This is a genomic window from Pseudomonas sp. AC193, assembly GCF_979258075.1.
On sequence record NZ_OZ409832.1, the window covers coordinates 3,334,239 to 3,348,043 of the forward strand.

General features: G+C 59.7%; 7 protein-coding genes and 1 other RNA gene. 2 read left to right on the forward strand and 6 right to left on the reverse strand.

Annotation, left to right across the window (positions count from 1 at the left end; translation table 11 throughout):
• Positions 1 to 55 precede the first annotated feature (55 nt).
• The 6 genes from ffs to ACZZ0D_RS15000 form a co-directional block, all read right to left on the reverse strand.
• Positions 56 to 152: signal recognition particle sRNA small type (gene ffs, locus ACZZ0D_RS14975), an RNA gene on the reverse strand.
• 189 nt (positions 153 to 341) lie between these two features.
• Positions 342 to 1,505 (reverse strand): zinc-binding metallopeptidase family protein, encoded by a 1,164-nt coding sequence (locus ACZZ0D_RS14980; RefSeq protein WP_463553666.1) that lies wholly within the window; start codon positions 1,503 to 1,505, stop codon positions 342 to 344.
• 316 nt (positions 1,506 to 1,821) lie between these two features.
• Entirely contained in the window at positions 1,822 to 4,179 is a 2,358-nt protein-coding gene (ligA, locus tag ACZZ0D_RS14985; RefSeq protein ID WP_463553667.1) for an NAD-dependent DNA ligase LigA, read from the reverse strand.
• Positions 4,180 to 4,324: 145 nt separating this feature from the next.
• The gene (gene zipA / locus ACZZ0D_RS14990; RefSeq protein ID WP_463553668.1) at positions 4,325 to 5,188 is read right to left on the reverse strand and encodes a cell division protein ZipA; all 864 of its coding nucleotides are present in this window, start codon (positions 5,186 to 5,188) and stop codon (positions 4,325 to 4,327) included.
• A gap of 259 nt (positions 5,189 to 5,447) precedes the next feature.
• Positions 5,448 to 8,936, reverse strand: a complete 3,489-nt coding sequence (gene smc / locus ACZZ0D_RS14995) for a chromosome segregation protein SMC (RefSeq protein WP_463553669.1) — start codon at positions 8,934 to 8,936, stop codon at positions 5,448 to 5,450.
• A gap of 2 nt (positions 8,937 to 8,938) precedes the next feature.
• Positions 8,939 to 9,598, reverse strand: coding sequence for a GntR family transcriptional regulator (locus ACZZ0D_RS15000; protein ID WP_053118751.1), 660 nt, complete (start codon positions 9,596 to 9,598; stop codon positions 8,939 to 8,941).
• 290 nt (positions 9,599 to 9,888) lie between these two features.
• On the opposite strand from ACZZ0D_RS15000, the gene xdhA reads away from it, so the two are divergent.
• Both xdhA and xdhB read left to right on the forward strand, forming a co-directional pair.
• Positions 9,889 to 11,343 (forward strand): xanthine dehydrogenase small subunit, encoded by a 1,455-nt coding sequence (gene xdhA / locus ACZZ0D_RS15005; protein ID WP_463553671.1) that lies wholly within the window; start codon positions 9,889 to 9,891, stop codon positions 11,341 to 11,343.
• Positions 11,336 to 13,735, forward strand: a complete 2,400-nt coding sequence (gene xdhB / locus ACZZ0D_RS15010) for a xanthine dehydrogenase molybdopterin binding subunit (RefSeq protein WP_463553672.1) — start codon at positions 11,336 to 11,338, stop codon at positions 13,733 to 13,735. The genes xdhA and xdhB overlap by 8 nt, the downstream gene beginning before the upstream one ends.
• Positions 13,736 to 13,805 lie beyond the last annotated feature (70 nt).

The window sequence follows — 13,805 nt, forward strand, 5'->3', positions numbered from 1 at the left end:
GGGTGAAACCCATGCAGTTCTGGTTGAAGCGTTTGATTGTTCGTTAAGGTGGCGACCCCACCAGCCACACCCCGGCACACAATGTTCCCGCTGTGGCTGCTGCCTTCCGGCTCTGACCAGGTTCACGGGTAATCGTTGCGGGGGAACCGATGGGGTCACCATAACGACGCTTGCCTGTCGGCGAGCCGCGCCATTGTACCTATCTGAGACGAAGTTACAACCGTTCTGTCCAGATTAAAAAAATGAACTGGTTCAAGGACATAAAGATCGCAGCCTGTGGCAGTGCCCACATGGATCCGCATTCACCTGTAGGAGCTGCCGAAGGCTGCGATCTTTTGACGTTAGATGGCCAGCACCTCGTCTGCCCTGCCGCCCGCCTGCTGGATCACCAGATGAATAAAGTGCAGCTTGGCAATCGCAGCCGCCGGCAGCACGAACGGGTAAAAATCCGGCTGACCCATGCTGCGTGACAATTCATTGAGCATGCCGGCCAACTCGATCCACGCATTAACAAACGCCAGGAACGCCTCGCCACCGGGATGTTGCGGGTCGTACAGCGTGCTGCTCGGAAACGGCTGATAATCGAAATCCATTTCCCGCGCGCTCATGCCAAAACCCAGCGCCGTGTCCACCGCGTCCATCATGTGCAGGTAATGCGCCCAGGTTTCCGCCCAGTCTTCCCACGGGTGCATGGTCGCGTAGGCACTGACGTAGTGCTGCGGCCAGTCGAGTGGCGCGCCGTGTTGGTAATGACGATCGAGCGCCTCGGCGTAACTGGCGCGCTCGTCACCGAACAGGTTACGGAATGAATCGAGCCACGGGCCGTTGGCGATCAGCCGATCCCAATAGTAGTGCCCGACCTCGTGCCGAAAATGCCCGAGCAGCGTGCGATACGGTTCATGCATCTGCGCCCTCACCCGCTCGCGGTGGGCGTCGTCGGCTTCTTTGATATCGAGGGTGATCAGGCCGTTGGCGTGGCCGGTCATCGGCGCATTGCCTTCGAGGTCGACGCCGATGAAATCGAAAGCGAGGCCGCTGTCTTCATCCACGGTTTTCGGGATGACCTGCAAGCCGAGGGTGATCAGTTGCGCGACGAGGCGGCGCTTGGCGATTTCAACCTTGCGCCAGCGTTCGGGATTTTCCGGGTCGGACAGGTCGGGGATGGTGCGATTGAGGCTGCAAGCGACGCACAAGGCATTGTCGACGTTGGCCGGCAGCAGCCAGTTGCACGCGGCGGGCGTGTCGAGGTTGGCGCAGCGGCGAAACGGACCTGCGTCAGGATCAGCATCCAGCGTCCACGTGCCGTTCTCCACACCGGGCGACAGGGAGGTGATGCGGCTTTCTTCCGGCTGATAACCGAGCAAGGCATTGCAGGCCAGGCACTGGCTGTTGCGAAAGAACAACGACTGGCCGCAGCGGCACGGCCAGACTTTACTGTTGCGCGAAGATTCGCCCATGAACGGCGCGATGATGCGAGAACTCAGTTGCTCGAAAAAACGGTGCATGGCGATCTCTCCCTGGGGCTTGCAGAGACTAGATCATTCCCATGACAACATCGTTCCCACCCATAACAGTGCAACCAAGTGATAGCACCATTGTGGCGAGGGGATTTATCCCCGCTGGGTTGCGAAGCGACCCCAAATCCATACAACGCGGTTAGTCAGATGTACCGCGTTGTATGGTTTTGCGACGACTGCGTCGCCGAACTGGGATAAATCCCCTCGCCACAGGGTTTTGCGTCAGACCTGAAGCCCATGGTTTTTGTTTCAGACCATGAAGGCCATGGGCTTTGTTTCAGACCTGAAGCCCATGGGTTTTGTGTCAGACCTGAAGGCCATGGGTTTTGAGGAAGGCGATAAAGGTTTCTTCGTCCATCACTTTTACGCCCAGCTCATTGGCTTTGGTCAGTTTCGATCCGGCACCGGGGCCGGCCACCACGCAATGAGTTTTCGCCGAGACCGAACCAGCAACCTTCGCCCCCAGGCTTTCGAGGTGATCTTTAGCCACATCCCGGCTCATCAACTCGACCTTGCCCGTCAGCACCCAGGTCTCGCCGGACAACGGCAAGCCTTCGACGACTTTCTTCTCGCTCTGCCAGTGCATGCCGAAATCACGCAGCTGTTTTTCGGACGCCTCAGCCAGTCGCCGATTCTCCGCGACCGCAAAAAACCCGCGCACCGAATTCGCCTGTTTCTCCGGCAACGCCTGACGCATGTCTAGCCAGTCAGCGTTCATCACCGCTTCCAGCGAACCAAACTTGTCCGCCAGTTTCTGCGCGCCACCCGGGCCGACCGAAGGAATGTGCAGCTTGTCGAGAAAACCGCCGAGCGTGGTGCTGGCCGCGAATTCTGCGCCCAACTCGCCCTGATCCTGAATCTGCAAACCATGCCCCAGCAATTCGGTGATCACCTGCTGGTTATGCGCATCTTCAAAGAAGCTGTGAATCTCGTGCGCCACTTCCAGACCGACATCCGGCAGGTACGTCAGCACTTGCGGCAGCGCCTGCTGCACGCGCTCCAGCGAAACCAGCGAGCGCGCCAGCACCTTGGCGGTCTCCTCGCCGACATCGGGGATGCCCAGCGCATAGATGAAACGCGCCAGCCCCGGCTGCTTGCTGTCTTCGATGGCCGCCAACAGCTTGTTACTGGAGACCTCGGCAAAACCTTCGAGATCGACGATGTCGTCGAACTTCAGCGCATACAGATCGGCCGGCGAACTGACCAGACCTTCATCGACCAATTGCTCGACACTCTTGTCACCCAAGCCTTCAATGTCCATCGCCCGACGCGAGACGAAGTGGATGATCGCCTGCTTCAGTTGCGCGCCACAGGCCAGTCGACCCACGCAGCGATACACCGCGCCTTCGCTGACGGTTTCCTTGCCCTTGCTGCGCTTGATCAGTTGTGTGCGCTCGACGTGCGAGCCGCACACCGGGCAGCTCTCGGGAATCGCCACTGGGCGGGCGTTGTCCGGACGACGCTCAAGCACCACTTGCACCACTTGCGGAATCACATCACCGGCACGGCGGATGATCACGGTGTCGCCGATCATCAAGCCCAGTCGCGCGACTTCGTCCATGTTGTGCAGCGTGGCGTTGGCCACGGTGACGCCGGCCACCTTGACCGGTTTCAACCGCGCGACCGGCGTAACAGCGCCAGTGCGGCCAACCTGAAATTCAACGTCGAGCAACTCGGTGAGTTCTTCCATCGCCGGGAATTTATGCGCAATCGCCCAGCGCGGTTCGCGGGCGCGGAAGCCGAGTTCGCGCTGATCGGCAATGCTGTTGACCTTGAACACCACGCCGTCGATTTCATAGGTCAGCGCGTTACGGCGTGCGCCGATGTCGCGGTAGTAATCCAGGCACTCGTCGATGCCCTTGGCCAGTTTCAGCTCGTGGCTGATCGGCATGCCCCACTTCTGCAACTGCTTGAGGTTGCCGATGTGGGTGTCGGAAATGTCGTGGGAAACCTGGCCGATGCCGTAGCAGCAGAATTCCAGCGGACGGTTGGCGGTGATCTTCGAATCCAGCTGACGCAAGCTGCCGGCGGCGGCGTTGCGCGGGTTGGCGAAGGTCTTGCCGCCGACTTCCAGTTGCGAGGCGTTGAGGCGCTCGAAGCCAGCCTTGGACATGAACACTTCACCGCGCACTTCGAGGGTCGCCGGCCAGCCTTCGCCGTGCAGCTTCAGCGGAATGTTGCGCACGGTGCGCACATTGACGCTGATGTCTTCCCCTGTGGTGCCGTCACCGCGTGTGGCGCCGCGTACCAGCACGCCGTCCTGATAGAGCAGGCTGACCGCCAGGCCATCGAGCTTCGGCTCGCAGCTGTATTCCACCGCCGCACTGCCGCCGAACAGATCGCCGACCGGCAGATCCAGACCTTCGGTGACGCGGCGATCGAACTCGCGCATGTCGCTTTCTTCGAAGGCGTTGCCGAGGCTGAGCATCGGCACTTCGTGACGCACCTGAGTGAACGCGGTGAGCGCCACGCTGCCGACGCGCTGGGTCGGCGAGTCGCTGGTGATCAGTTCCGGATTGGCCGCTTCCAGCGCCTTGAGCTCGTGGAACAACCGGTCGTACTCGGCATCCGGAATGCTCGGCTCGTCGAGGACGTGGTAACGGTAGTTGTGCTGATCGAGTTCAGCGCGCAGCTCGAGAATGCGGTTTTTGGCGGCGGTCATGGGTGTTCTCTCATAAAGCAAAAGAGCAGCCGAGGCTGCTCCAGTTTCATCCTTAAAAGATCGCAGCCTCGTTGCACTCGACAGCTCCTACAGGATCGCGATCCTCTGTAGGCGCTGCCGAAGGCTGCGATCTTTTGATCTGGCCTTAGCGCTTCTGGGTCAATGCGCGGCGTTCGAATTCAACGATGCGCTGACGGTAGTGCTCGATCGTCTGCGCGGTCAGCACGCTGCGCTGGTCATCTTTCAGCTCGCCGTTCAGTTCCTGCGACAGCTTGCGGGCTGCGGCGACCATCACGTCGAAGGCTTGCTTCGGATGACGCGGGCCTGGCAGGCCGAGGAAGAAGCTCACCGCCGGTGTGCTGAAATGGTCGATGTCGTCCAGATCAAAGATGCCCGGTTTGACCGCGTTGGCCATGGAGAACAGGACTTCGCCGTTGCCGGCCATGCTTTCGTGACGGTGGAAAATATCCATTTCGCCAAAACGCAGACCGCTTTCCAGAATGTTCTGCAACAGCGCCGGGCCTTTGAAGCCGGCAGCGTCACGGCAGATCACGCTGATCACCAAAACTTCTTCAGCTTGCGGCTGATCTTTTTCGACCACGGCCGCTGCAGGCTTGTTGTCGTCGGCGAAATCATCGTCGCGGCTGCTGAAGCTCGGGCCGTCATCCAGATCCAGATCGAGGTTCAAGTCACCCTGCGCCGAACCTTTGCTGCCACGCTTGCCACGTTTATTGCCGGAATCGCGAGGCTCGCGTGCTTCGCGGGCCGGCATGCTCACCGACGGCAAATCGTGTTCGTCCAGCTGCGGTTCTTTATGCGTGTCCAGCACGCGGGCCGGGCCCAACAGCTCAGCGCTGGTGTCCTCGTCCGGCAGGTTGGACAGACTTCGGTCAAGACGGAACTTCAGTTTTCCCTTGCCGCCGCGCATACGGCGCCAGCCATCGAAAAGAATACCGGCTATCACTATGATGCCGATGACGATCAGCCACTCGCGCAGACCGATTTCCATGTAATCCCGTGCCTCTATAAAAAATGCTGAAAAATAAGGGGTTTACACTGTGCAAACCGCTTTAAAACGTGGCGCCAACTCTATGTTCTGACAGGCGTTTTGCCCACGTATACGAAAATTTGACATTAAACTAGCACGACCAAAGGCAACTTTACACCGTCTGTCTCATTGGCTTGCACGAATATGTCGATTGGCCAGCAAGTCGAAGTCGGTAAAAAAGTCCTACAACCCTCTAATACCTTTCCGACAGCGTGCGGGCTCAGGCGTCCACCATCGCCATTGCCTCCTCGACATCCACGGCCACCAGTCGCGAACAACCCGGTTCATGCATCGTTACGCCCATCAACTGCTCGGCCATTTCCATGGCGATTTTGTTGTGGGTGATATAGATGAACTGCACGGTCTGCGACATCTCTTTGACCAAGCGTGCGTAGCGTCCAACGTTAGCGTCATCCAGCGGCGCGTCAACCTCATCGAGCATGCAGAACGGCGCCGGGTTCAACTTGAAGATCGCAAAAACCAGTGCCAGCGCGGTCAGGGCTTTTTCCCCGCCGGAGAGCAAATGGATGGTGCTGTTCTTCTTCCCTGGCGGCTGCGCCATGATCGTTACCCCTGTATCGAGTAGATCTTCGCCCGTCAGTTCCAAATACGCGCGCCCGCCACCGAAAACTTTTGGGAAAAGCGCCTGTAAACCGCCATTGATCTGATCAAAGGTATCTTTGAAGCGGTTACGGGTTTCCTTGTCGATCTTGCGGATAACGTTTTCCAGCGTCTCCAGTGCTTCGACCAGATCAGCGTCCTGCGCATCCAGATAGCGCTTACGCTCAGACTGCTGCGTGTATTCGTCGATGGCCGCGAGGTTGATCGCGCCCAGGCGTTGAATCCGCGCATTGATGCGTTCGAGTTCTTCTTCGGCTTCGCGTTCACTGGCTTGCGCGGTTAATGTCGCGAGCACGCCGTTGAGATCGTAGCCGTCTTCGAGCAATTGATCCTGCAAGGCCTTGCGGCGCACGGTCAGGGCTTGCCATTCCATGCGCTGCTGTTCGAGTTGGCCGCGAATCAATTGCGATTGTTGTTCAGCCTGAGTCCGGCGTTTTTCCGCGTCGCGCAATTCGCGGTCAGCGTCTTCCAGAGCGATCTGCGCGGTCTTGAGTTCTTCGTCGACGGTCATGCGCTTGTCGAGCAGCTCTTCGAGTTTCAGGCGCAGCTCTTCCAGCGGCGCCTCGCCCTCCTCCAGGTTCAGACTCAACTGTTCGCGTTTTTCAGTCAGGCGCTCGGACTGCATTTCCAGACGCTCGAGCGCCTGACGCGTGGAGTCATGCTGCGCGCGCAACGAGCCAAGACGCACGGCCAATTGATGTGCATGATCCTTGTGCTGCCGCGCTTCCTGACGCACGCGATCAAGGCGTTCGCGCAGGCTGTCGCGCTGGGCCAGCAGCAACTCGCGCTGCTCGGTGTCCAGCGCCATGGCATCCAGCGCTTCCTGCAAGTGCATGCGCGCTTCGCCGACTTGTTCGTGCTCAAGCTCGCGTTGTTCGCCGAGTTCGATCAACTCTTCATCGAGACGGGTGCGACGCAAGGTCAACTGTTCAGCCTTGGCTTTGCCGGCGGACAACTGAGCTTTCAGTTCGCCTTGCTGGCGCGCTTCGTCTTGCAGCAAACGACGCAAATGTTCGCGACCGTTTTCCTGCTGACGCTGTTGCGCACGCAGGGTTTGCAGACGGGTTTCCATGGCTTCGACGGTGGTTTCTTTCTCTTCGCGTTCGAGGTGCAGCGCTTCGATTTCCTGGCCACGGGCGAGCATGCCGCTCTCCGCTTCACTGGCCCGACGTACGCGAAGAAAATGCCGACCAACCCAATAACCGTCGCGACTGATCAAGCTCTCACCGGCACTCAACTGCCCGCGCAAGGCCAAGGCCTGCTCAAGGCTGTCGACCGGTTTGACTTGGCCAAGCCACGGCGACAGATCAATCTGCGCGTCGACTTTATCCAGCAAGCTGCCCGCCACTCGCACGCCATCGCTGGCCGGGCTGAGCAGGCGCAAATCGCCCTGCGTAAAACCGGACAAATCAAAGCCGCTGAAGTCGTCGACCAGCACCGCTTGCAGATCGGCGCCGAGCACGGTTTCCACCGCCAGTTCCCAACCGGCCTCGACCTTCAAACCTTCAGCCAGACGCGGACGCTCGGCGAGGTTGTGCTCCTTCAGCCACTCGGCGGTGCCGGTGCCTGGATCGAGCGCGGCTTGCTGCAAGGCTTCAAGGGATGCGAGCCGACCATTGAGGCGCTGCAAATCGCCCTGCGCCTGCTGCTGCGCGGTCAGCGCTTGCTGCAATTCCTGGCGCAGTTGTTCAAGTTTTTCGACCTGCGCTTCTTCGCTGGTCTGCAAATCTTCGAGGGTCGCTTCGGACTCGGCGAGCTGCTCGTTGAGCTCCATGATCGCCGCGTCTTCCGGATCGGCCGAGAGCAACGCGCGCTCTTCGCCGAGACGCTTTTGTCGGTCAGCGAGGCGCTCCATGCTGGTTTCCAGCTGCTGGATGCGCGACTGCTGCACCTCAGCCTGACGGCGCGGTTCGGCTGCTGTCAGGTTGAAAGCGTCCCACTGCTCCTGCCAGCCGTGCATGACGCTTTCGGAATCTTCCAGCGCAGCGGCGGCTTCTTCGGCGGCCGCGCTGGTGACTTCTTGCTCGGGGGTGAGCATGTCCAGCTCTTCACCGAGGGTCAGCAGCAACGTGCGGTCGTGGCCCAGATGCGATTCGGTTTCGAGGCGGGCACGCTCGGCTTCTTTCAGATCGTCCTGCAACTGCCGCAGTCGTTGCTGGCCGTGCTGGATGCTCTGTTCGACCCGGGCGATGTCACCGCCGACCGAATAGAAGCGCCCTTGCACCAGATTGAAGCGCTCGGACAGATCATGGTGACCGTCGCGCAAGCGTTCGATGGCCGCGTCAGCATTTCGCTGCTCGGCGACCAAGGCTTCGAAACTGATTTCCTGTGTGCCGATGATCGACTCGCGCTGACCGACCTGATCATTCAGATCCTGCCAGCGCAGGGCCGACAGTTGCGCCTTGAGCTGACGCTCCTCGGCTTTGAATTCTTGGTACTTCTTCGCCGCTTCGGCCTGACGGTGCAGGCGTTCGAGTTGACGCTCGAGCTCATCACGCAGGTCAGTCAGACGCGCGAGGTTTTCGTGGGTGCGGCGGATGCGGTTTTCGGTCTCGCGACGGCGCTCTTTATATTTCGAGATGCCGGCGGCTTCTTCGATGAAGTTGCGCAGATCTTCGGGCTTGGATTCGATCAGCTTGGAGATCATCCCCTGCTCGATGATCGAGTAGCTGCGCGGGCCGAGACCGGTGCCGAGGAAGATATCGGTGATGTCGCGACGACGGCATTTGGTGCCGTTGAGGTAATACGTGGTCTGGCTGTCGCGGGTAACTTTGCGGCGAATCGAGATTTCGGCGTAGGCCGCGTACTCGCCCAGCAAGGTGCCGTCGGAGTTGTCGAAAACCAGTTCGATGCTGGCCTGACTCACCGGTTTGCGGCTGGTCGAGCCGTTGAAGATGACATCGGTCATCGACTCGCCACGCAGGTTTTTCGCTGAACTTTCGCCCATCACCCAGCGAACGGCGTCGATGATGTTCGACTTGCCGCAACCGTTCGGCCCGACGACCGCCGCCATGTTACTGGGGAAGTTCACCGTGGTCGGGTCGACGAAGGATTTGAATCCCGCCAGTTTGATGCACTTGAGCCGCACGCTTAAGCGCCCGTCAAGGCAGCAACCACCAGATCGCAGCTGCGCTGGCCGTAAGCCGTGAGCACGATGCGGATCTGCGGCAAATCACGGGCAAGCACGGCGGCCAGCAGGCGTTCGAACAGTTCGAGGAACTCGCTCATTTCCGCCTTGCGCTGTTCGAGGGCGAGGAAGTAGGCGCGGCTCATCGCCGGCTGCAGGTTCTCGACCGTTTCTTGCAGGTAAGGATTGTTGGCAAACGGATAGGCGGCGCGCATCACGCTGAAGCTGTCATCGACAAAGCTGCGGATGTCCTGACGCTCGTAGCTGGCGGTCAGGCGCTGCTGGATCTGCACGAACGGCGCCATGTCCGACTGGACTTGCCAGCCATTGGCCACCGAGTTGCCGAGCAGGATGTACAGCTCGCTCATCAGCGTGCACAGGCTCTGCACCTTATGCGGCGTCATTTCGGTGACGTGCGCACCACGGCGCGGCAGGATCGCGATCAGGTGGCGGCGTTCAAGGATCAGCAAGGCTTCACGAACGGAGCCGCGGCTGACATTGAGGGCCAGCGTGACCTTTTGTTCCTGGATGCGCTCTCCCGGCTTCATTTCGCCACGAATGATGCGTTCGGCGAGGTGGTGAGCGATTTGCTCGGCGAGGCTGTCCGGCGCCTTGAACGTCATGGTTGTCCTTCAAACTCTATCGATCTGCACAAGCGGCGCAGTGTAGCGCAAATGCGGGCTCATGGCGGAGTGCCCACTCAGCGGTTTTTGGCACGATTCCCGCAGTTTTCTTCAGAAAACCAAACAAAAAACCAGGCTGACCAATGAAGGTCAATACTGAATAGACACGTTGTTGATCGACGAAACGGATTTTCCTGACCTTTAAGTCAGAAAACCATTGACCGAAAAGTCAGACCTGCTAAATTCGGCTCAAGTCGGTTAACAACAATAATGAGTCTGCGAGGCCTTCCGTGATCCAGTTTTTACTTAACCAGGAACTCCGTAGCGAGCACGCCCTGAACCCGAATCTGACCGTGCTCAATTACCTGCGTGAACACGTTGGTAAATCCGGCACTAAAGAAGGTTGCGCCAGCGGTGACTGCGGCGCCTGCACCGTAGTGGTCGGCGAGTTGCAGACGGATGACGATGGCCGCGAACACATTCGCTATCGCAGCCTCAACTCGTGCCTGACCTTTGTCTCGTCGCTGCACGGCAAACAATTGATCAGCGTCGAAGACCTCAAGCACAAAGGTGAACTGCACAGCGTGCAGAAAGCCATGGTCGAGTGCCACGGCTCGCAGTGCGGTTTTTGCACTCCCGGCTTCGTCATGTCGCTGTTCGCCCTGCAAAAGAACAGCGATGCACCCGATCACGCCAAAGCCCACGAAGCACTGGCCGGCAACCTCTGCCGTTGCACTGGCTACCGGCCGATTCTGGCGGCTGCCGAGCAATCCTGCTGCGGCAAGCAACCGGATCAGTTCGATGCCCGCGAAGCGGACACCATTGCTCGTCTGAAAGCTATCGCTCCGACCGATATCGGCGAACTGAACAGTGGTGACAAACGCTGCTTGGTGCCGCTGACCGTCGCCGATCTGGCCGACCTCTACGACGCTTATCCACAAGCGCGACTGCTCGCCGGCGGTACCGATCTGGCGCTGGAAGTCACCCAGTTCCACCGCACCCTGCCGGTGATGATCTACGTCGGCAACGTCGCGGAAATGAAGCGCATCGAAACCTTCGATGACCGCATCGAAATCGGCGCCGCCACTGCCCTCTCCGACTGCTACGAAGCGTTGAACGCCGAGTACCCGGACTTTGGTGAACTGCTGCACCGCTTCGCGTCCCTGCAAATCCGCAACCAGGGCACCCTCGGCGGCAACATCGGCAACGCCTCGCCGATCGGTGACTCGCCACCGCTGTTGATCGCTCTCGGCGCGCAGGTTGTGCTGTGCAAAGGCGAAACCCGTCGCACCCTGAACCTCGACGATTACTTCATCGATTACAAAGTCACGGCCCGTCAGGAAAGTGAGTTCATCGAGAAGATCATCGTGCCGCGCGCCAGCGCCGAGCAGTTGTTCCGCGCCTACAAAGTCTCCAAGCGTCTGGACGATGACATCTCCGCCGTCTGCGCCGCATTCAACCTGCGTGTGGAAAACGGTGTGATCACCGATGCACGCATGGCGTTTGGCGGCATGGCCGCGATCCCGAAACGCGCAGCCCACTGTGAAGCTGCGCTGATCGGTGCGCCGTTCAACAACGCTGTGGTCGAACGGGCCTGCGCCGCACTGGCGGAGGATTTCACGCCGCTCTCGGACTTCCGCGCCAGCAAGGAATATCGCCTGCTCAGCGCGCAAAACCTGCTGCGTAAATACTTCATCGAACTGCAAACACCGCACATCGAGACTCGGGTGACCGCTTATGTCTAACCATCACGGCGTAGAGAAAACTCAAGCTGAACTGGCTGAATTGTTCGCCAAGGATCTGACCTCCGGTGTCGGCCGCAGCGTCAAACACGACAGCGCCGCCAAACACGTGTCCGGTGAAGCGCAGTACATCGATGACCGCCTGGAATTTCCCAACCAGTTGCACTTGTATGCACGCATGTCGGATCGCGCCCACGCGAAAATCATCAGCATCGACACTTCGCCGTGCTACGCCTTCGAAGGCGTGCGCATCGCCATCACCCACGAAGACGTGCCGGGCCTGAAAGACATCGGCCCGCTGATGCCGGGCGACCCGTTGCTGGCCATCGATGACGTGCAGTTCGTTGGTCAACCGGTGCTCGCCGTTGCGGCGAAAGATCTGGAAACCGCGCGCAAAGCGGCGATGGCCGCGATCATCGAATACGAAGACCTCGAACCTGTGCTCGACGTGGTTGAGGCGCTGCGCAAACGCCACTTCGTGCTCGACAGCCACACCCACCAGCGCGGCGACTCAGCCTCTGCGTTGGCCACTGCTGAACACCGCATACAAGGCACGCTGCACATCGGCGGTCAGGAACACTTCTACCTGGAGACACAAATCTCCTCGGTGATGCCGACCGAAGACGGCGGCATGATCGTTTACTGCTCGACGCAGAACCCGACCGAAGTACAGAAACTGGTCGCCGAAGTGCTCGACGTGTCGATGAACAAAATCGTCGTCGACATGCGCCGCATGGGCGGTGGTTTCGGTGGCAAGGAAACTCAGGCCGCCAGCCCGGCGTGCCTGTGCGCGGTGGTTGCGCACCTCACCGGTCAGCCGACCAAGATGCGCCTGCCACGCGTCGAAGACATGCTGATGACCGGCAAGCGTCACCCGTTCTACGTCGAATACGACGTTGGCTTCGACAGCACCGGGCGCCTGCACGGGATCAACATGGATCTGGCCGGCAACTGCGGCTGCTCGCCGGACTTGTCCGCGTCGATCGTTGACCGCGCGATGTTCCACTCGGACAACTCGTACTACCTCGGCGACGCGACCATCAACGGTCACCGCTGCAAGACCAACACCGCATCGAACACCGCTTACCGTGGTTTCGGTGGCCCGCAAGGCATGGTCGCGATCGAAGAAGTGATGGACGCGATTGCCCGTCACTTGAACGTCGATCCGCTGTCGGTGCGCAAGGCCAACTACTACGGCAAGACCGAGCGCAACGTCACCCATTACTACCAGACCGTCGAGCACAACATGCTCGAGGAAATGACCGCCGAACTGGAAGAAAGCAGCCAGTACTACGAGCGTCGCGAAGCGATCCGTCGCTACAACGCCAACAGCCCGATCCTGAAAAAAGGCCTGGCGCTGACCCCGGTGAAATTCGGCATTTCCTTCACCGCGAGCTTCTTGAACCAGGCCGGCGCGCTGATCCACATCTACACCGACGGCAGCATCCACCTGAACCATGGCGGCACAGAAATGGGCCAAGGCCTGAACACCAAAGTCGCGCAGGTCGTGGCCGAAGTGTTCCAGGTGGAAATCGATCGCGTGCAGATCACCGCGACCAACACCGACAAGGTGCCGAACACCTCGCCGACCGCCGCCTCTAGCGGTGCTGACCTGAACGGTAAAGCGGCGCAGAACGCGGCTGAAATCATCAAGAAACGCCTGGTGGAATTCGCTGCGCGTCACTTCAAAGTCACTGAAGAAGACGTCGAATTCCACAACGGCCATGTGCGCGTTCGTGACCACATCCTGACCTTTGAAGCGCTGATCCAGCAGGCGTATTTCAATCAGGTGTCGCTGTCGAGCACCGGCTTCTACAAGACCCCGAAAATCTACTACGACCGCAGCCAGGCCCGTGGCCGTCCGTTCTACTACTTCGCCTTCGGCGCGGCGTGCTGCGAAGTGATCGTCGACACCCTGACCGGCGAGTACAAGATGCTGCGTACCGACATTCTTCACGACGTCGGTGCCTCGCTGAACCCGTCCATCGACATCGGTCAGGTCGAGGGTGGTTTCATTCAAGGCATGGGCTGGCTGACCATGGAAGAGCTGGTCTGGAACAACAAAGGCAAGCTGATGACCAACGGCCCGGCCAGCTACAAGATTCCGGCGGTGGCGGACATGCCGCTGGATCTGCGTGTGAAACTGGTGGAAAACCGCAAGAACCCGGAAGACACGGTGTTCCATTCCAAGGCTGTCGGTGAACCGCCGTTCATGCTCGGGATTGCGTCGTGGTGTGCGATCAAGGATGCCGTGGCGAGCCTCGGGGATTACAAGCATCAGCCGCAGATTGATGCGCCGGCGACGCCGGAGCGGGTGTTGTGGGGTTGTGAGCAGATGCGGCAGTTGAAGACCGTGAAAGCGGTTGCGACTGAAACCGAGCTGGCTCCGCTCTAAAGACCGAGGCGCGGCCATTCGCGAGCAGGCTCGCTCCTACAGGGGAATGCATTCCAAATGTGGGAGCGAG